At 41.3% G+C, this 20545-nt stretch carries 11 protein-coding genes and 1 pseudogene; 3 read left to right on the plus strand and 9 right to left on the minus strand.

The features are described 5' to 3' along the window. Positions 1–15: 15 nt before the first annotated feature. The 5 genes and pseudogenes from HUK49_RS01120 to HUK49_RS01140 all read right to left on the minus strand — a co-directional run bounded on the left by HUK49_RS01120 (position 16) and on the right by HUK49_RS01140 (position 4481). Positions 16–696 carry a matrixin family metalloprotease gene (locus HUK49_RS01120; protein WP_191912332.1) on the minus strand — a complete coding sequence of 227 codons (681 nt, stop codon included), beginning with the start codon at positions 694–696 and terminating at the stop codon, positions 16–18. Positions 697–801: 105 nt separating this feature from the next. Continuing rightward, a pseudogene (locus HUK49_RS01125) lies at positions 802–1843 on the minus strand (zinc-binding dehydrogenase). 117 nt (positions 1844–1960) lie between these two features. Beyond that, complete coding sequence (glyA, locus tag HUK49_RS01130; RefSeq protein ID WP_191912333.1) at positions 1961–3199, minus strand: serine hydroxymethyltransferase; 1239 nt, start codon at positions 3197–3199, stop codon at positions 1961–1963. Positions 3200–3290: 91 nt separating this feature from the next. Beyond that, on the minus strand, positions 3291–4010 hold the full coding sequence (locus HUK49_RS01135) for a B3/B4 domain-containing protein (RefSeq protein ID WP_191912334.1): 720 nt from the start codon (positions 4008–4010) through the stop codon (positions 3291–3293). An 18-nt stretch (positions 4011–4028) separates the two neighbouring features. Next, complete coding sequence (locus HUK49_RS01140; protein WP_102168226.1) at positions 4029–4481, minus strand: MarR family winged helix-turn-helix transcriptional regulator; 453 nt, start codon at positions 4479–4481, stop codon at positions 4029–4031. Between the two features lie 241 nt (positions 4482–4722). Between HUK49_RS01140 and HUK49_RS01145 the strand changes: the two genes are divergently transcribed. Both HUK49_RS01145 and HUK49_RS11105 read left to right on the plus strand, forming a co-directional pair. Then, positions 4723–5649, plus strand: a complete 927-nt coding sequence (locus HUK49_RS01145; RefSeq protein ID WP_191912335.1) for a magnesium transporter CorA family protein — start codon at positions 4723–4725, stop codon at positions 5647–5649. Between the two features lie 290 nt (positions 5650–5939). After that, positions 5940–6377, plus strand: a complete 438-nt coding sequence (locus HUK49_RS11105) for a transposase (RefSeq protein ID WP_235980904.1) — start codon at positions 5940–5942, stop codon at positions 6375–6377. Positions 6378–6597: 220 nt separating this feature from the next. Here HUK49_RS11105 and HUK49_RS11440 read toward each other — a convergent pair whose 3' ends face one another. Together HUK49_RS11440 and HUK49_RS01155 are read right to left on the minus strand one after the other, a co-directional pair. After that, entirely contained in the window at positions 6598–6720 is a 123-nt protein-coding gene (locus tag HUK49_RS11440) for a hypothetical protein (RefSeq protein ID WP_268890019.1), read from the minus strand. Between the two features lie 35 nt (positions 6721–6755). Continuing rightward, the gene (locus HUK49_RS01155; protein WP_102168228.1) at positions 6756–7283 is read right to left on the minus strand and encodes a GNAT family N-acetyltransferase; all 528 of its coding nucleotides are present in this window, start codon (positions 7281–7283) and stop codon (positions 6756–6758) included. A 500-nt stretch (positions 7284–7783) separates the two neighbouring features. Between HUK49_RS01155 and HUK49_RS01160 the strand changes: the two genes are divergently transcribed. Next, positions 7784–9199, plus strand: coding sequence for a Na+/H+ antiporter NhaC family protein (locus HUK49_RS01160; RefSeq protein ID WP_191912336.1), 1416 nt, complete (start codon positions 7784–7786; stop codon positions 9197–9199). A 138-nt stretch (positions 9200–9337) separates the two neighbouring features. Here HUK49_RS01160 and HUK49_RS01165 read toward each other — a convergent pair whose 3' ends face one another. Both HUK49_RS01165 and HUK49_RS11735 read right to left on the minus strand, forming a co-directional pair. Beyond that, a complete protein-coding gene (locus tag HUK49_RS01165; protein WP_326515706.1) occupies positions 9338–18073 on the minus strand; it encodes an MBG domain-containing protein in 8736 nt (2911 codons plus the stop codon). After that, positions 18066–20477, minus strand: coding sequence for a Rib/alpha-like domain-containing protein (locus HUK49_RS11735; protein WP_235980905.1), 2412 nt, complete (start codon positions 20475–20477; stop codon positions 18066–18068). Before HUK49_RS11735 ends, HUK49_RS01165 begins: the two co-directional genes overlap by 8 nt. Positions 20478–20545: the final 68 nt, after the last annotated feature.

A 20545-nucleotide genomic window follows, 5' to 3' on the forward strand; every position in this document is an offset into this window, starting at 1 on the left:
GTCAACAATAAAAAATCATTGATAAAGGAGGCAAATGCTTTTCCGATCCTGCTTGGTAATTCCGTTACGAATGTTCCGCGGTACCATGACACTATGCGCATATTCCGGAGCGTGGGCTAACCCTAAGGCATGTCCCAGTTCATGTTGGGCAACCTCACTCCGAAATTCTGGGTTAGTATAGTCTAGCTGATAAGGATCAAGGATCGAAGTCGCCTTGTGTAATTCATGGGTATCAGGATTATACTCTGTCTTGGTTTCTCCTAGCTGGGCTGTCTGGTAACCGACCCCATTATTGCTGGTATGAGCCGAGAGATCACTATCTGTGGCAATGATATTGGCTTTGTCCTCATTCTTCGTCCACTTAAGCTTAATCACTTTAACCTGGTTCCACTTCTTAACCGCACCGCGAAAAGCGGCTTTTAATTGGGGATCAGTCGTCCGCATATAGATCAGGATCGTCCGTTTCCGCCACCTGATCCCTTCAAGGGGTGTTGGGGTATTCTGAGGGATTGCTAGTTTCTGGTTGTTTGGCGTTTGATCAGAATCATTAAAGCTAAAATCGTTTGTGCTAGTATCTTCAGCATCCTGGTTGAAATAGCTTGTCGGTAGTGATGAATTATTATCATCAGCACTAGCCGGCTGAGTAACTAAACCAACTGTCATTAGCGTCAATAACAATAAAAAATAACGACGCATCTTCACCCCTCCTTTCATATTCGTCCTTAATTTAAAAAATCGTCCTTCAATTCGTCAAGGATAATGAACTGACGAATTAAAGGACGGTTGAATTATTTAATTTACTTAGTCAATTACAACGTAAGACTTAATAACTTGACGGTCATCCATTGCCTTATATGCATCCTGAATTTGGTCAAGGGTAAACGTCTTAGTGAAGACCTTACCAGGGTTAATCTCACCATCGAGAACGGCTTTAAGAAGAACAGCCTTATCATAAGTAGTAACTGAAGCCGGACCACCAGCAACAATCGTGTTCTTGTAGAATGGGGGTAATCATATCTTGTTTTGGAGTGTGTGGCAGACCAACCCGACCAACAATGGCACCTGGTCGGCCAACTTTCATTGCCGTGTCTGTTGATTGTTCAGTCCCAACACATTCAAGAACAGCATCAGCACCGTCACCATGAGTCAATTCCATGATCTTCTCAACAGCTTCATCACCACGCTCCGCAACGTTATCAGTTGCCCCGAATTCCTTCGCTAAGGCTTCCCGATCTGCGTGCCGACTGGTAGAAATGATCTTCTTAGCGCCACGCATCTTAGCAGCGATGATTGCACAAAGACCAACGGCACCGTCACCCATAACAACAACAGTATCACCATTATTAACGTTGGCAACTCGTGCGGCATGATAACCAGTAGCCATTACATCAGCAAGAGTCAAAAGCGACTTCAGCATTCCTTCACTGTAATCGCTTGGTTGACCAGGAACCTTAACAAGAGACCATTGCCCATGCTGGAAGCGGTAGTATTCTCCTTGAACACCATTACTAAAGTTATCAGCGTGAGCTTCACATGAGCCGTCGAATCCCGCACGACAAGCAGCGCATTGACCACAGCCATGAGTAAATGGAGCAATTACAAAGTCACCGGGCTTAACCGTAGTAATGTCATCCCCGACTTCTTCAACAATTCCTAAAGCTTCGTGACCAGAGTTTTCTTCGCCGCCCTTGAGCGGGTTAATTCCCCGGAAGTTCCAGAAGTCTGACCCACAAACACAAGTCCGCACGATCTTTAAAATTACATCGTCGGCCGCTTGAACTGTTGGCTTTTCGACGTCCTTTAATTCCATTTGTCCTGCTTTAGCAAAAAATGCCTTTTTCATTTTGAGGACTCCTTTCCTTGCAATAACATTCCCCTTTATTATAAGGAAAAAGCGCCACAAATGAAAATGCTTTCTTTCTATCACTAACTATTCGTTTACAGAATAGTTTTGCCTTAATTATTCCTCAATTGGGTACTTACTAGTTAACTCATGAACCTGCTGGGCAACTTCTTCCTTGACCGCTTGATCATCAGCATGTTCCAGCAATTGAATAATCAAATCGGCTACTTGACGAACATCTGCTTCCTTAAATCCGCGACTAGTTACCGCTGGAGTTCCAATCCGCAAACCACTCGTCACAAACGGACTGCGCTGATCGTTGGGAATTGATTCCTTATTCGTTGTAATGTGAACCTCATCCAACAGGTCTTGAGCATCCTTACCGGTAATACCGGTTTTAGTAATGTCAATTACCATTAGGTGGTTAGCAGTGCCACCAGATACAACCCTAATTGTGTCAGACTGATTAAATTCATCAGCCATTGCTGCGGCATTTTTGACAACCTGATTAATGTAATCAGTAAATTGCGGCTGAAGATCCTCATAAAATGCTTGAGCTTTCCCGGCAATGACGTGTTCCAGCGGGCCACCCTGAGTTCCAGGGAAAAGCGCCGAGTTGATCTTCTTGCCAATTTCTAACGACTTAGAAAGGATCATTCCACCACGAGGACCACGAAGAGTCTTATGAGTAGTCGTTGTCACCACATCCGCTACCGGTACTGGACTAGGATGAGCACCCGTGGCTACCAGCCCAGCAATGTGCGCCATATCAACCATTAAGTATGCGCCAACTTCATCCGCGATTTTACGGAATTGTTGCCAATCAATAATTTTACTATAAGCAGAAGCTCCAGCTACGATCAAGCGCGGATTAAATTCCAACGCTAATTGTTCGATTTGATCAAAATCAAGTTCTTCCGTTGTCGGGTTTAAGCCGTAGCTATATGATTCATAAACTTTCCCCGAGAAGTTTACCTTTGCGCCATGGGTTAAATGACCACCAGCATCCATTCCCATTCCAAGGATCTTATCTCCTGGTTTAAGGAGTGCCTGATAAACTGCCATATTGGCTTGTGAACCGGAGTGGGGTTGAACATTCGCGTATTTAGCACCGAAAAGTTTCTTTGCGTAATCAATTGCTAATTGTTCAACTTGATCAATGTATTGGCAACCACCATAGTACCGCTTGCCCGGGTACCCTTCCGCATACTTATTAGTTAATACTGATCCCTGAGCTTCTCGTACTTCCTTAGAAACAATGTTTTCGGAAGCGATCAGCTCAATTGTTTCCTGTTGTCGCTGTTCTTCATTTTTTATTGCTGCCCATAATTCTGGTGACTTTCCTGCATACTCCATCAAGATCACTCCTTAATCGTTTCAACACAACATTACTAAATTGATTATATCAAAAAAAGACCAGGAACATTCCTAGTCTTACTTAAATTAATTACTTTGGGACCACTGCTGTTGGGTTGTCCTCAGTAAGGTGGAATACCTGACTTGATTCAACACCAAAGTAATGGTTGATTAACTTACTTAATTCTTCTATTGCTTCGTTAGCGCGTTTGATTTGTTCAGCGTTAACTGATTCAATTACGGCAACTACATTTTGTGACTCCTCAGTCAGCATCGTCCGTTCACCGTCACGCCAATTCAAGCAACGACAAACCGCACCATCGTTATCGTACCAGAGGACTTCACCTTCAAGGGCTGGCTCGTTCTTCCCATCACCAACTGAATCGAACGCCTCACCGCCCTTTGCAATTCCAAGGTGCATGTTTCCAGAAATCTTATCCCGATCTTCAATCCCTACAGGAACGCCATAAGTCATCGAAACACTGTTGTAAATATCAACTAGCGGGTTAATTGGTTCAAAAGTTCGTCCTTGATTTGCTCGCTTTAACAATGCTTCAACTGATGAACGCGCACCCTTCTTTTTCTTAAATTGTTGGTAAGCCTGACGCCATTGATCAATTACCGGGTTCAACCGGAAAGTTTCGTTTGTTAAAAACTTCTGCGCTTCTTCGGTCGCGTTGTGGAGTAATTTCCGTCGTTCCGCAACGTTCTCGTCGTTATCGTGGTTATTGATCCCGTCTGCGTACAAAATATTTACTTGAGCATCTGGGAAAAGATCCCAGAAGCCTTGATCGACTGTTACTTGATCCATCTTAAATCGCTCCTTTGATTAGTATTCTCGCTTGCCGCCATGCTTGACGAACTTCCAATCAGCATCAATGTTTTGACGAATTCGCACCAAGTAATCATGAACCTGTTGCGCTTCTTCTGAAGTAAAGCCCTTCAAAGCCACCTCATTAGAATGCGAATTCTCTCGGATAATAAATGGATAGATCTCTTTCCCCTTTTCGGTAACGTAAAGGTGCTTAATCTTCTTATTATCTGGATCGTTTTCTCGATAAACATAACCCTGTTTTTCTAGGCGACGTACAGCACGGGCAAGGGTTGTCCGATCGACCTTTATCAGATTAGCAAGTTGCTCAGCGATGATTCCGGGGTGCTCATAAATCCGTACCACATAAAGAAATTGCAGATTAGATAAGTTAATGTCCTTAAATTCAATGTTGGAAATTGAATCAAGCGCTCGCTCAATCATTCCCACCTCACGCAAAATGTCAATCATGATAAATATCTCCTTACCCTTTCTATTATATTTATTTTCGTTGCAAATGCAACAAAAATCCAAAAATTATCTTACCTAATTCACAGCAATTTTGGAATAAACTCCTGCATCCCTGAACAAAGTTAAAGAGATTCATAAACTGGTAAGAAGTCCATTAACTTTTAATAGCTAAAGCTCGTTAAACGCAAGGTTATGCTAGAATCAAACTATAATGTTTCCAATAATTATTGTGAGGTGACCCATGTTAACAAAATACCAGCTTTCGACTTATAGCTCAGAAAAATCTCCTGTAAACCTCAAAGACTGTAATTTGATTTTGCTTACACGAGCGAGTAAAAAAGAACTTCGCCAAGTTTGTCGTACCTTTGATCTCGATCCCCTAACGTTTGATTATTGCTCATCTCCCGAAGAGGTTTCACGTTACCACCCGCTTATCAGCAATGCTCTTCCAGAAGGACATATTTTGGTAGTCTATGATTTTATTACCGAACCAGAAAAAATTGAAAACCAGCTAACTCCCGCCATTATGATTTTTAATCAGGATACCTTAATCGTTTGCACGGATAATGACGAAACTTGCCAACGACAGCTTGCCGAAAGGAAGTCACAAATTATTGATTTCATTACAGGCTATCTCTTAAAATGCCAGCAAAACCTAATGAACGCTCTCTTAAAATATAAACCGGAAATCGACCGCCTTGATGCTGCTGCCCAAAAATCATTCAACAATGATGAACTAAGATCATTAACTAACCTAACCAGAAAATTAGTTTTCTTTGAGCACACCATGAATGATCAGTCAGAAACAATTACCGCCTTTATTAAAAATCCACTATTAGAAACCATTCATCAAAAGGCCCTTTGTTTTGAATTAGACATTCAACAGCGGCGGCTTGCTAAAACAATTCATATTTTTCGTGATCTTCTTGACTCGATTAGCGGCTTATTTACCGAAATGATGAATTCCAGCTTAAATAATCTGATGAAATTTCTTGACTCAGCTGGACTAGTAATTGCAACGGCAGCATTAGTTTCTGGATTCATGGGAATGAATGTTGGTGGACTCCCGTGGAAAAATACTCAGTTTGGCTTTTGGTTTACCGTCACTATTTCGGTAAGCTTGGTAATTATCATTGCAATTTACCTCAAAAGAAAGAGTTATAGTTAAATAAAAGCAATACTAATAATGAACTGTACTGGTCGGTAGTTAGTCGATTCTCTCAAGCAACTCGGGTTACTAGAGAATGCACTTTTGATGAAGTCGTTGATAGCATCCTTAAAGGAACCCATAAAAACATTTCCAAAGCTCGTGCTGAACAGATTGCTCATAGCCTTTATTCAGCGGCTCGCCTCTCGTATTCAGCAGTTGATGATGATTCACCTGTCTATCTGCAAGTTAATCATCTGGTAAGTCAAATTCAGGAGGAAACCAAGCTTAAAAGCAAGATCATTGAACAAATGACCGCGCTGGCGAGGGAATTACCCGAATATAATAAACTCCTTAGCATTCCTGGATTAGGCGCCCGAACCGTTGTTTCTTTAATCGGTGAACTTGGTGATATTCGGCGTTTTCGCAATAGTAACGCGCTAAATGCTTTCATTGGGATTGATCTACGTCATTATGAATCTGGTGACTATGTCGCAAACGATCATATTAGTAAACGGGGGAATACGGTTGCCAGGAAGATCCTCTTTAAGGCAATTCAAAACATTGCTTCAGCAGCTCATTATCACCCTAACCATATTAATGATTACTACCAGCGACGAAAAATGGACGCTGGGCAGTATGGAACTAAAAAGATCGCAATCGCGGCAATTCACCGACTAATTCGAACAATTTATCATCTCGTCATCAATAACCAATTCTATGATTACTCCTTAGCTACTAAAGGATAACCAGCAGAATTGGATATAGGATCAAGTTCAGTCCACTGTTTAAATCAGCATTAACATTGGGCTTTTTTGTCGTGGATCCAGATCAACTTTGCACGCATTCAATTACTAAATTTAAATTAAAGAAAAGTGGGATTACCAACACTAAAACAATTAATGTCGGTAATCCCACTTGACTAAGCGTAGAAAGAAGTAGATCGGCCAAATATTATAATTCTGTTGCTTACTTAGTCCGGCTTCTACGGCTAGCTGACTGGTTAAATAAACGATAAACTGCTTTAGTAGCAACCATCTGGACAATGAGAACCATTGCCGAACGGACTAAATTCTGTTGCCATTTACGCATACTATTCAGCTCCTTTACTATTCCCTTGTTAACGGCTACCGATCACTTAACTGTAGTTCATAAGCTAAATGCTTCGGATCGGTTTGATCTTTAATATAGACGACTCCCCGCTTAACGAATCCCATCTTTTCGCCCAGCTTTTGCATTGGGATATTCTTTAAATGCGTATCATAACGGAAATTGCGAATCCCCTGGAGAATTCCTACCGAGATAAGATTAGCTAAAAATAATTTACCTAAATGTTGGTCGCTTACTCGCCGATCAATTGTTAACCGATGAATAATTGCATATGGTTCATCTGGGTTCTCCCATTGTCCTGCGGTAATTTCATCATAACTTTGTTCGGCTTGAAACTGAAGAACAGCGGTGCCAACAATATGATCATCGTCAATCAATAACCAGTTATTGCCATTTTGGATATCATTCTTGAGAGTTGCTAACTCAGGATGCCCATCCTGCCATTGCGGGTTATCATGGAGCTTTAATACCTGTTTTGCGTCTTCAATCAGAGCTTCAACCTTAAATAAATCCGCTTCTTGTGCTCGACGAATGTAAGTTGCCATTATTCATCCCTTCTTTCCAGTATGGCCACGTATCCTGACTAGTAAAAATGAGAATATAATTCATCATTTCAATATTCGCAGTATAGCATGAAGGCTGTGAAGAATATGTGAAGTTACCGTCACTACAACTATTCTTTAGAAAAAGAAAAGACTTTTGACAACGGTTTAATTCAATAATTTAAAATTAAGAATTGACAAATTAAAATGAGAATGTTTTAATAAAATCATCATTTAACGAAGGGGAATAATAATATGACTACTCACACATTAAATACTAAGTATTATAACTATGCTCGTCAGCTTTAATGTCTGCATTGTAATGGTGCGGACAAGCTTGTTCGCACCTCAGCATGGTTGTATTTAATGTGTACCATTGCTAGGTGTCGTCTAGCAATAGTGGTCATTAGGATTATCTTATCTTTCTTAAAAAGCCACTAACCTAGGTTGAGCATTGCTTGTCTGCTAGTTAGTGGCTTTTTAGATTGAAAGGGAGAAAGATAATGAGTTTATTGAAGAAAAAGAATGACAATACCGAACCCCAGTTTAGCTTTGGGGAAAGCATCCTCGTCCTCATTGGGATTCTATGCATTCTCGGTTACCTAATTATTGTTAAGAAACAAGAACCACAAGCACCACTGTTTATATCATTTATGGTATTGGCACTTTACGGTCACCTCAGAGGCTTTAAGTGGCAAACCGTAATGGACGGAATACGTGAAGGACTACGTGCCGGGGTTGACCCGCTAGTAATTTTTCTGTCAATTGGGGTCCTGATTGCCACCTGGATCTTTTCTGGAACCATCCCCACAATCATGTACTTCGGCTTTAAAATCATCTCGGTTAAATTCTTCTTACCAACCGTCTTTATCGTCTGTACCTTAGTCGGGGTTGCTTGCGGAAGTTCATTTACGACCGTTTCCACAATGGGGATTGCCTTTATCGGGATCGGTGCTACATTACAAATTAATCCTGGCCTCACCGCCGGGGTAATCGTTTCCGGTGCCTTCTGCGGTTCTAATATTTCCCCACTTTCCGGGACCACTAACCTCGCTGCGAGTGTCGGTGAGATTAGTATTTACAAGCATATCCAATCGTTATTAACGACCGATATTCCTGCCTGGGCAATCTGCTTAATCCTTTACACATTTCTTGGCTGGAATTCTAAAAATGTCAGCCTGAATACGGTTCATCAAATGATGAATGGACTCGCTAATGGCTTCTGGATCTCCGGATGGGCATTACTCCCAGTCCTGCTCCTGGTTATTCTAGCTATTTTCCAGGTTCCGGCAATTCCGTCACTCGGCTTTGGCTCACTCTTTGCCATTGTCCTTGGATGGTTACACGCTCCAAGTACGAATATTTCCTTAATTACCAAGACAATTATGACCGGGTTCGTCTCCCATACCGGGAACAAGACCATTGATACCCTGCTTTCCAAGGGGGGAATCGCCAGTATGCTGACTTCACTAGCTTTGATCGTCTTTGCTCTTGCCCTCGGTGGTCTCCTGATCAAGTTCAATATTATCAGCACGATTATTAACCACCTTACCGGAATCGTTAAAACTCCTGGTCGGCTATCACTCGCAACGGCAATCACTTGTATCGGCGTTAACCTCATGGTTGGTGAGCACTACCTGGCAATCATCCTTCCTGGACAATCATTCTTACCATCATTTGATCGGCTTGGTCTAAAGCGGGTTGATCTAACTCGGATCCTTAATGATGCTGGGGCCGCGGTCAACGCAATTGTTCCCTGGAGTGTTTCCGGCGTCTTTATTGCAACGACCCTGCAAGTTAACCCGCTTCAGTTTATTCCTTGGGCCTTCTTCCCCTTCTTAGTAACAATCTTTACGGTAGTTGCCGGAATGTTAGTCAAGGTTCCCCAGAAGCAGGGGGTTGCTATTCTCGAACAGTAAATACTTATATTCAACGATATAGACATGTTATTGATTAGAAATAATAAAATTGAGATATAAAAAGCACCTCCTAGTACTCGGATTAACGAATACTAGGAGGCGTTTATTTTTGAAAGGATATAAACCCTAGCCTAAATTTTAGTGTTTCTTCTTTCTGTACCCAGCTAAGCCAAAGATACTTGCAAGACCCGCGAAGAGGAATCCAAGTGTAGATGCCTTTTCGTTTTCTCCATTACCAGTTTGTGGTAATTGACGAGCCTGGGTAGTTCCATTGACATGGTGAGCGATCTGAGAAGAAAGCGATTGATCATTAGCAATGTGGCCAGGAACGTGGTCATTCGCCGCCGGAACAGTACTATTCTCACCTGGATTACCTGGTTGAGCAGGCTGATCTGGAGTAGTCGGCTGACCAGAGTTTTCTGGGTGATCCGGTGTTACCGGATGATCTGGATTTACTGGCTGATCCGGATTATCTGGATGGTCCGGATTTACTGGGTGATCAGAACCCTCAGCCTCTACATAAATCGTTATTTTACCATTGCTGATTACAATCTGTGTTGGGAGACTTTGCCCCTTTGCCAGTTTGTAACCCGCTGGCAGCTTAAGACTTACCGACTGCGTTTGATTGAGTTTACCCTTGTAAAGTTGACTATCAACTACCTTACCCGTTGCCTGGTCAACGAACTGAACAATTTCAGTGGCGTCTTCCGTTACAGGTGGGGTTACCACCGGCTTGTAGGTAATCGTAATTGTAATGTCTGGAGATTCACTAGTAACAGTAACGTCTGGTACAGAAGTAGGACTTACTGTATATCCAGCAAAGGCCTTTGGGGTAAATCCGGCAAAAGTATCTTTGCCATCAACCGCTGTCCAAGCACCTTCACTCTTAGCAATGATCTTGCCAGTAACTAAATCGTACTTAGCCGTTCTCGTGAATTCAACAGTTTGTTGCTTTTGATCTGCTGGAATCTGAGCCAATTGTTCAGTGCTCAAGCCTTCGTAATTAATCGTCCTCGTTACGTCCTTAACCAACCCATTATCCTTGAACCAATTTGGATTCTTTGGATCTGGATTAGTTGCTGGGTCAAGCGGATTAATCTCCGCAGTCTTATGAACTAACTTAATGTACAAGTTTTGATTCAAGGCTTTCGTGAAGGTATAGCTCGTAGGTAACGTTTGGTCTGGAGCCAGCTCATAATTTTCTGGAACAACTAAGCCCAGATCATCAATAGTCGAGCCTGCAACACCAGTCTCCGTAATCGTCTTACCAACCTGCTTATTGCCATCTTGAGTGTCTTCAAACACAATCTTCAAGGTTGCGTCTAACGTGAATTCAGCAGTTGAAGAAATCTTCAACTTATAGTTTGGATTTGCTTTTTCTAAAGCAGTTAAGCTGTCTGGCGTCAAACTGATTAAGTAAACGCCTGATTGATATGGAGTAGTTCCACTAGCAAACTGATACGTCATCCCCGTTGGAACTGTAATACCACTTGGAACGTTAACTTTGAAGTTTGCACTATCAATCTTAACTTCAGTACTTTCCTGACTACCAGTAATTGTAACGTTAGCTTCAGCCGGACTAATTACGTATTTGAACCGGCCACTTTCAGAAACTGCATAGTTTGGATTGTTGCTCTGCAGTTTTTCTAAACCAGACTTATTTAAGTCAACGTAGTAAGTGCCAGCATTAGTTGGCGCAGCAATTTGCTTACCATTTTCGTCAACCCACTCAAAGTCATCGGCAGTTAATCCAGTAGTATTAAGCGTTTGACCTGCAACTAAGCCACTAGCCGTAAAGTTAGCATCGCTTGGATTAATTGAACCGGCTTGACCATCATAAGCCTTGCCCGGCAAAGTGCCTGCTTGGTTATCCAAAGTTACATCAAGAGGCTTTTGATTAATCGTAAACTTAGCTGATCCTAACAGATCCTTAGCGCTAAGCGTTACGTTGCCATTACCTGCATACTTATCTAGTGCTGCTTGTAAATGAGCTAATCCGCTATCGCTCAACTTCAATGTATAAGTACCAACATTCACTGGATCTTGATCATTTTCCCAAATATAGTCGCCAGCTTGCAAAGTATAAGTACTTTGAGCGTTAGAACCTGGGAAGGTGAAGTGAACAATGATATTGCCGTTAGTACTGTCTACATCAGCAGTCGTTACCGCCTGACCGTCATAAGTCTTTGAAGCTTGACCACTAAGCGTTGCTTGACCGGCAACAGCATTAATTGTGTAAGTAAACTCGCCACCAATTGCATTACCAGCAAACTTGTAATTTAGATTGTCCTTTTGAAGTTGACTAATTGCACTATCAGTCAATCTCAAGTAGTAAGTACCAGTGTTAACCGGATCACCAGTCATTGCATGGTAGTTACCATTACTATCCTTAGTGTACCAGCCATAACTATTAGCTGTAATGCCAGCTGTATTAAGAGTTTGACCTTCAATTAAACCAGTTGAACTCCAAGTTACTTCATTTACTACATCAGCAATTGAAGTAGTCTGACCATTGTAAGTGCGACTATCACTACCACCAATTGTTACAGTAGCAGCAGCCGGGTTAATCGTGTAGTTGATTACGCCACTAACTGAACTAAACGTGTAGTTTGGATTTGCCTTTTGCAATGCAGCTAACGTACTTGCCTTCAAACGAGCTGTATAAGTACCTACATTAACTGGAGCACTAGCAAGCTTATTACCATCTGCATCGTACCAGTCAAAGTCACTAGCAGTGATACCAGGATTTACTAATGGAGTATCAGTTAATGTCCCATCGGCAGAAAGCGTTACGCCATTAACATCAAGATCAGCTGTTTGACCATTATAAGTCTTGCTTTGATCACTGCCGGAAATAGTGACATTGCTAATTTCTTTTGGCGTGATGTCAAAGCTGGCTTGTCCCGATAAGTCATCAGCTGCAATCGTTACGTTGCCACTACCTGCTTGACTATTCAAAGCTTCTTGCAAGTGAGCCAAAATAGCATCCTTATTCAAACTAATTATGTAGTTACCTACAACAGTTGGTGCCTTGCCATCTTTAGTACTCCAAGTGTAATCGTCGTCTTGCAAAGTGTAAGTACTTTGAGCGTTAGAGCCTGGGTAAGTGAAGTGAACTAAAATTTGACCATTGCTGTTAATTTCTGTAGTAGTTACCGCTGAACCATCAAAGGTCTTTTCATTGGAGCCGCTAAGTTCAGCTGTAGCAGTTGCCGCCGTAATCTTGTAGTCAGCATTTGTAGCAAACGTCCACTTGTAGTTAGCGCCGTTATTACCAGTTAACTGTTCAAGTTTTGCTTGACCTGCTGGTGATAATTCAACTTGATAAGTACCAACATTTGTAGCGTTACCAACAATTTGTAAATCGTCAGCTGTCAATGTAAGAGTTTGAACCTTACCGTCTGCTGAGTAAACAGGAACTGAGTAAGTAACATTGTATTTACTTAAATCAAGGTTACTTGGCAGGGCCTCATTAGCGTCATAAGTCTTGCCATCATTACCATTAAGGGTAACCGTAACCGCACCTTGGTTAACTGTAAGCGTGCCTTTCGTAGTTACATCAGCGGCTACTTGAGGATATGCATAGTTAGTGCCAAGGGCATTTTCGATGTTAATTAAACCTTGTGCAGACAGTTCAACTTGGTAAGTACCGACATTGCCTGGAGTTTGGTTAAATACTAAGTCACCGTCTTTAGCAGTGTAATTTAAAGCCGTGCCATTTTCAGTTATAACCGTCAAAGTGTAGCCAGCTGGATTCTTACCAATTACGTTCAGCCATTCTGGGCTACCATAATCAACACTTGATTGACCTGAAACGGCAATCGTCACTGGCATCTGATCGACATAGAAACTTGCTCGTGCACTAGCTGCTTGAGTCCAATCATAGTTACCTGCGTTGGTTAAGTTTTGCAGCTTCTTTAAACCTTGTGCTGATAACTTAACCTGATAATGACCAACAGCACCTGGTTCACTCACAAATTCAAGATCGCCATCACTCAAAGTTACATTGGTGTAAATTGGCTCAGCATTATTATCTACGCTGCCATTATGAACCGGAGCAGTGATTGAAATTGAGTAACCATTATTGCCACCGTAATTAATGGTTGCATTTTCACTATATTTAATATGCTCAGCACCATTAATCGTGACTGTAGTTTGCGCTGGCGTAATGACATAGGAAGCTGGCGTATGACTAGGCTCCACCACATCTTTTTCACTAAGAATGCCATTGCTATCAGTAGTAGTAGTTTTACCAACATTGCCCGAGAAGTCATAGTCTGGGAACAACTGACGCAGTTTATCAGTCAATTGCTTAGAAATCTTGACACGATAAGTCCCGACATTAGTTGGTACGCCGCCATCTGGATAGCCTTCAACATATAAGTCACCAGCGGTCCATGTAAGTCCAGTATCCTTGCCATTATTTAAAAGCTTACCGTCTTTCCAAGTAAGATTTGGAATCGGTTTATCAGTATTCAACCAATTAGTAAAGTCTAGTTCATATGCACCTGGATCAAATGGCATTGCGGTTCCATAAACAGTGGTCTGATTACCAGTTAAGGTTAATTCAGCTTTATGTTCATAGATGAAGTACTGACCGCTCTTATTAGTTGATTGGCTAATTACATAGTTGCTTGCACCAGTTAATTGCTTAATCTTTTCAAGACCACTAGCAGTTAAACGAACAATATAAGGTGTGCCCTTAATAGGGTTCCCATCGACACCAATACCAGCATTAGCATGAAGCGCTGGGTTACCTTGAGCATCTACTACTTCAAGATCATCTGGCGTTAAATTGAACTTACCTAAGTCAGTAGGCTCAGTATCCGAATTGCCCCAGACCAGCTTAATATCGCCCTTATTAATCTGATCTTGCGTAATTGCTGCATTTTTATCATCAAATACCTTCGAAGCACTACCAGCAACCCCAATTACAAGCTCGACCGGGTTTACTACATAAGTAATTTGTCCGCTAATTGTGCTTTTACCCTGATCTTCAAAGGTATAGTTAGGGTTGGCCTTAGCAAATGCCTGTTCACCAGCGGCATTCAACTTCAAGTAGTAAGTTCCTGCATTAGTTGGTGCAGAAATCTCGTTACCCTGAGCATCGTACCAAGTGAAGTCACTTGTAGATAAAGTAGGAAGCGTTAAGTTTTCAACATTGTGGAAGCCAAAGTTCTTAGCCGTTTCACTATTGGTTGGATTGAAGACAACTGCTTGATCATTATATGTTGATTGCTCGTTACCATATAATTGGACATTTGAAGCCACCGCTTGTTTAATTTCAAAGCTAGCAGTTCCTGCCTTATCAGCAGTCGTAGTTAGAGCAACGTTGCCTTGACCAACAGCTTGGTTAATTTGGGCTTGAATATGGTTAATCCCTGCTTCAGTCAACTTAATAGTGTAGTTGCCAACATTTACAGGTGCTTTACCATCTTCAGTTGACCAAGTATAGTCACCATCGCTCAAAGTGAAGGTAGTTGGCAAGTTAGCAATGCCAGTGCCGTTAATTACGACCTGAATTGTTGAACCCTTAGCATACAACTCAGCGGTAGTAACAGCTGATCCATTGTAGACCATTGAATTGTTACCACTTAGCTCAGTAGTAACTTTGGCCTGATTAATAGTGTAAGTACCAGTCCCTGCAGAAGCTGTAGCCGACCACTCAACATTGGCGATATTAATGGCCTTAATATTATTCCAGCCTTGTTGCGATAACCGAACCTGGTATTGACCAGCATTCACTGGAGCCTCAGTTGTCCAAGTACCATTAACATTAAATTCAATATCACCAGCAACTAACTTGTAAGTTGGATTGTTTGGTTCATTCAATTTAATTGAGTATTGACCTAGATAATCATCACTACTTACTTGAGTGCCAGTATAAGTGTATTCTGGATCGCCACTAAATTCAGCACTTGCTTTGTACTTATTAACGACCAATTTACCAGTTGAATTGCCAAGACTAATGCTGTAATTCTTACCAAGAGCTTGTTGAACCTTAGCTAAGCCGTCAGCAGTCAATTGAACTTCATAGCTACCAGCATTTACAGCTGGTCCATTGACAATCATAAAGTCGCCTGAATCAAGAGTTACGTTCGTCAAACTTGCCAATGCACCAGTAGTATTGCCATCAGCTTTAGCAATTGAAACTACTATACTGTTGTTGCCGTTAGCGTTGTAAACAACGTTAATTGCAGAGCCATTGTAAGTTTCAGTTTGTGTACCACTGACACTAATTACATTAGCGGAAGGGGTAATTTCAAAGCTAGCTTGTCCACTAATTGCGTCACTTGCAAATTGGACATTGCTTTGATCATTTTGACCACTACCAGCTAACGACTTGATGTAGTTTTCAACATTAGTAATCCCTGCTTTGGTCAAAGTGATGGTGTAATTACCAGCATCCGTTGCGTTGCCACTAATCGTGTAGTCGCCTTGCTTCAACGTGTAAGTTTGACCATTTACCCCTGGGAAGTTAAGACTTACCTTAATATCATCATTTGAGTTAAGCTGAACATCGCTGATTGCCTGACCATCATAAACCTTACTATTAGAACCACTTAAAGTTCCAGTTGCTTCAGCTGGCGTAATCGTATAAACACCTAAACCAGTGTTAGTTAGAGTAAAGTTTGGATTCTGAGCTTGGAGAGCATTAAATGCTGCATCAGTTAATTTAACGTAGTAAGTACCAACATTCTTTGGATTTTCAGTTAACGCATTCCCGTTAGCATCAACCCATTCATAGCTGTTACCAGTAAGTGATTGGGTATTCAGTGTTACCTTCTTACCATCAACCATCACAGTAACTTGGAACTTAGCTGGATCAATCTGGTTAGTAGTTTGAGTATCATAAACCTTAGTGTAATTACCTTTAGTAACGTTAGCTAGGGTAGCATCGGCATTTAATGGTGTAATCGTAAAGTTTGCAGTGCCCGTAATTGCACCATTGGCAAACTTTACGTTACTTACATCGTTTTGACCAGTGCCAACAGCATCTTCAATGATCTTTTGGATAGCTGCTGGATTAATCGTAATTGTGTAAGCTTGACTGCTTGCATTGACCGGAGCTTGACCATTTGGTGTATTCCAAGTAAAGTCGCCCGCGTTTAACTTAACCGTAGTTGAGTAATCTGCGTTACCATCTTTTGGATAATGCAAGGTCAAAGTAATGTTGTTATGATCATCGCTAACATTCAACTCATCAACTGTAACAGCATTGCCATTGTATGGACGTGTACCGCTACCAGACAAAGTAGCTGACGCATTAGCTTGATTAATGGTGAACGTTCCGTTGCCCGCATTAGTTAAAGTAAAGTTTGGATTGTTCTTTTGCAGTTGTGCTAAACCAGCTGCATTCAACTCAACTTGGTAAGTACCAACGTTTACTGGGGCAGTACCATCAACCCAATCAAAGTCATTACTTGTTAAGCCAGTTGCATCTAAGACAACGTTTTGTCCATTTACAATAGCCGTAAATTGGAACTTCGCTGGATCAATTGCGCTTGGCGCTGCACCATTGTAGGTCATTTCATAATTGCCAGTTTGGGCATTAGCCATTGTGGCCGCACTAGCAAGCTTATTAATCGTGTAGGTTGCATTGCTGGTAATTGTTGATTTTCCGTCATTAGTCCAGACAATACTGTTATTGCCGAACTGGTTCTTGATGCTATTTTCACCTTGCGTGGTTAAACGAACTTGGTACTTGCCAGCATTAATTGGCATGTTGGTTGACCAAGTTGTGCCGTCAGTTGAAAATTCAACATCCCCATTTTGCAAAGTATAAGTACCTGAACTTGCAGTAGGTCCGGTTACTGTTACTTTCAAGCCATCATTAAGTTCATTATTAGTAATTGCTTGACCATTATATGTGCTTTCACCGTTGCCAGTTAAGGTTGCTGTAGCTACAGCGCCCCAAGTGATATTAATAGTCGTGTCTTGTGTAGCGTCAGTTACTGTTTCAGCTGGAACTTGACCATTAACTAGCTTAATTGGGGTAGTAACGCCATTAACTGTTTTAGTCGCGGACATAGTGTAGCCTTCATGAGCTGGTAAACTGGTTATTGCCGTCCAACTTTGAGTATTCCAGCCACTTCCATCAAAACCAGCAAAGACTACACCAGTGTCATCATTATTGACTTTCACTTGACGATTTAGCACAGCTGTGTCAGTAGAAAAAGTTCGAGTTGCTTCTCCCGGTTCAGTAATTGTAATTGTACGAGTTACTGTCTTATTTACTAAAAATTTAGGAACATAGTACGTGGTTAGTTCATTCCGCATAAACCATTGATTTGCAGTTGAATTAGTAAAAGTAGTATTTGAATTATAATCTGGAGCGCCAAAAGTAACGGTACTATAGGAACCTGCAGAATTAATATTAGCCATTACATAATCTGAGCCAGCGCTAGGGGTATTTACACTCCAGCTTTGATTTGATTCTGTAGGAAGACTCCACGATCCAGAAAGCACTTTAAATCCAGGAGTGGTTGAATTACCAGCTGCGTTATCCCATTGCCAATTACCATAAGTAATGGTGTTATCGTCAATGTTTAAGCTACCAGTTCGATTGTAAAAGATTTGTACTTGAGAAGCTGGGGCAAAATCTTGACCATCTTTGTCACCACCAGCGATGATAAATTTAGCGGTTATTGTTCTAGCCTCAGATTGAATTGGAATGTACAAAACAGTATGAACAGGCTGAGCTTCATATGCAGTAGCGTCTTTAGTGTATGCTTGTGAAGCTTGAGCTGGATCTGTATTACCATCTGCACCAGCAGTATTCCAAGCTGGGTAAACAAACTCATTTGCCGGTTTATCAGATTTATCAGTAATTACAGCAGCAGTATAACCATCTACAGTTGGCACATCAGCCACAACGGCTCCCCCAACTTGTTGGCAGGCTTGTCCACTTGCCAGATACTACATGATAACCATTTTGACCTTGTTTAGTATCCCAGAGCCATGGAGAATAAGTTATTTTCTTAGTAACCTGATCTTCATATTTATTACGGCTGTAGTAGACATCAAGAACTGCTGATTGTGTAACATTACCATCTTGGGTGTAGGTACCATCAGCATTAACTTTAGCTTTGACATAGTTAACTGTCGCAGTCCGCGTTTGTTGCTCTTGAGTAGTTTGAATTTTGTGTCTCAAGTGAACGGTGAACGTTGCACCAGTTAAAGCTTGTTGTACAGGATCCTTCGTTTGCCACTTATAATTTGGAGTTAACCATTGACTAGAATCTTTATTATCCTTAAAGCTATGCCAATAACTAGTAGCGAATACGATGTCGCTATCACTATTTGGATCGCTAGATATAGTTATATTTTTATCATCAATACTGCTTGTATAACCAACTGAATAGTAATTATTTACTGAAACACCATTTGAGAAGTTACCATGATTTAGGTCTGCGCCAAACCGAGTATATGCACCATTACCCGGATCTTTCAATGTTTTCTCAAAAAGATCCACATTAGAATCATCATCGTGGTAGACAATTGTAAAGTGCATCTTTTGATGGATTGGCACTTGGACAACAGCTGGAGTTTGCGTAAAGGCAGGTAAAGTATATTGCGATGGAATTGACGTACCAGTTGCTAATTCATAACCATAACCTTCTGGATCAGTTGGAATGGTCATATTAAAGTTGAGGTGAGTTTGAGCACCAGGAATAAATTCTTGTGAATAAGTTTGCCCGACAACCGCATTATTGTTGTATTGGTCTACAAATTCAAATGTCACTTTTTGCGCAACATTAACGTTGGCATTCAGTTCGTAGTAATAATAATTACCATCTGCATCATACTTAGCACCAACAGTATTGGCAGGAACAGTAACGCGAATGGTAGCAGTTTGCGGGCCACTCACTAAGCCATCAGCATTTGTTTGCAAGCCGGAAATAATATAGTTTGGCTGATAACTGTCGGTGCCTTGGGTGAAAGTGGTTTGCTGACCTGGATTGCCGCTCTTATTGTAAGCACTATAAGAAACTTCCTTAGTACCGTTTGATGTTAAGACCGTACTAGTAGTTGTTCCGTTGGCAATACTGCCAGTTTGACCATTATAAAGATTGCCGTTAGTGAAGAAGTTTTGTCCGTCAACAGCTGTCTGCTTTGGAATTACTGAAACGTAAACTTTAATAATCTGATCAAGGCCACTGGCATTATAGTGAACGGTAATGACACCTTGATTAGTTGAACTAGTGTTAATCGGGGTAGTCCAAGATGCAGTATGTTCTTCCCAATTACTTGGCAAGCTCAAAATACTATCAACTGAAGGAGAATCACTACCAGCTAATACCGTAATGCTTCGTGCATCATTAATTGCAACTGCACAGTCAGCAACAGGAGTAGTAACTGACGCTCCACTAGTATCCTTGTAAGTAGCCGTGATTTTAACATTATTATATGAGCCAGCTTTGCCCCAGGTTGGTTCTGAACCATCCACAAATTGATAAGTAGTACCTTCTGGGAAAACATCCTTATTAGTTACTAAATCAGCTGCTGTCAGAGTGGTACCATAGTCAACAGTTTCACTCTTTGCCATCACATTTGCTTTAGAAATGACTGTGATGTCTTTAACCGTGTATGATGAACCACCAGGAAGTGTAATCGTTACATCCCCAGTCTTGCTTTCACCAGCCTTATCAAAAGTTAATTTTGTACTGCCATCATTTCCTAGCCAATCAAATTTAGTACCCTCTGGCCACGTTGTGTTATTGTCCAGAATTGGGTTAGGCTGCATATTGACCGGCCAAGTAGGCAGCATGGCATGTACTTCTTTAGGAGCACTTGGATTTCTAACCAATTCTCCAAGTGCATTATTATCAAAAGTAAATGGGCCATTGGTCAGTTCTTGGTCGTAAGGTTCTTCTTTTGCTTTCATTGATGGTGCTAAAGCGATCCCCGTAGCTGAAACACTACCCCATGTTGCAGGCGTTCCTGCCGAATAATTAGCGACAGCTGAGTTGTTAGTCTTTTGATACCAATTATTTAAGTCGTTATTAAATTCTGTGCTTGCTGCATCGAAGTTACTATTCGAAAAAATCAGTGGTTGACCATTAGGACTAGTTTGAGCAAAGCTAGCATTGAAATTAATGTTGTACTTACCTGTTCTTGTACCATTAACAAAAAATCCTTGACTGTTGTCAATAAAGCTAAGTTTAGAAGCATAAACCTTAGTGCCATCGGCTAACGTTACCCAAACTTTATCATTCAGATAGCCATCAGCAAGCAGCTCGCCAATTTTATTTTTGTTAAGCCCGTTTGCAGTCATGTAATTTCTCTTTGCTGCATTATAGATATATATACCATCAGCTTTAGGACTAGCAACGTAATTTACTG

Source organism: Limosilactobacillus portuensis, assembly GCF_014838735.1.
Taxonomy (GTDB): Bacteria; Bacillota; Bacilli; order Lactobacillales; family Lactobacillaceae; genus Limosilactobacillus; species Limosilactobacillus portuensis.

Excerpts from the sequence above, each read along its gene's own strand:
- HUK49_RS01155 (WP_102168228.1), bottom strand. The coding sequence starts at position 7,283 with ATGGCAACTTACATTCGTCGAGCACAAGAAGCGGATTTATTTAAGGTT.
- HUK49_RS01140 (WP_102168226.1), bottom strand. The coding sequence starts at position 4,481 with ATGATTGACATTTTGCGTGAGGTGGGAATGATTGAGCGAGCGCTTGAT.
- glyA (WP_191912333.1), bottom strand. The coding sequence starts at position 3,199 with ATGGAGTATGCAGGAAAGTCACCAGAATTATGGGCAGCAATAAAAAAT.
- HUK49_RS01160 (WP_191912336.1), top strand. The coding sequence starts at position 7,784 with ATGAGTTTATTGAAGAAAAAGAATGACAATACCGAACCCCAGTTTAGC.
- HUK49_RS11440 (WP_268890019.1), bottom strand. The coding sequence starts at position 6,720 with ATGCGTAAATGGCAACAGAATTTAGTCCGTTCGGCAATGGTTCTCATT.
- HUK49_RS01145 (WP_191912335.1), top strand. The coding sequence starts at position 4,723 with ATGTTAACAAAATACCAGCTTTCGACTTATAGCTCAGAAAAATCTCCT.
- HUK49_RS01120 (WP_191912332.1), bottom strand. The coding sequence starts at position 696 with ATGCGTCGTTATTTTTTATTGTTATTGACGCTAATGACAGTTGGTTTA.
- HUK49_RS01135 (WP_191912334.1), bottom strand. The coding sequence starts at position 4,010 with ATGGATCAAGTAACAGTCGATCAAGGCTTCTGGGATCTTTTCCCAGAT.
- HUK49_RS11105 (WP_235980904.1), top strand. The coding sequence starts at position 5,940 with ATGACCGCGCTGGCGAGGGAATTACCCGAATATAATAAACTCCTTAGC.
- HUK49_RS11735 (WP_235980905.1), bottom strand. The coding sequence starts at position 20,477 with ATGACTGCAAACGGGCTTAACAAAAATAAAATTGGCGAGCTGCTTGCT.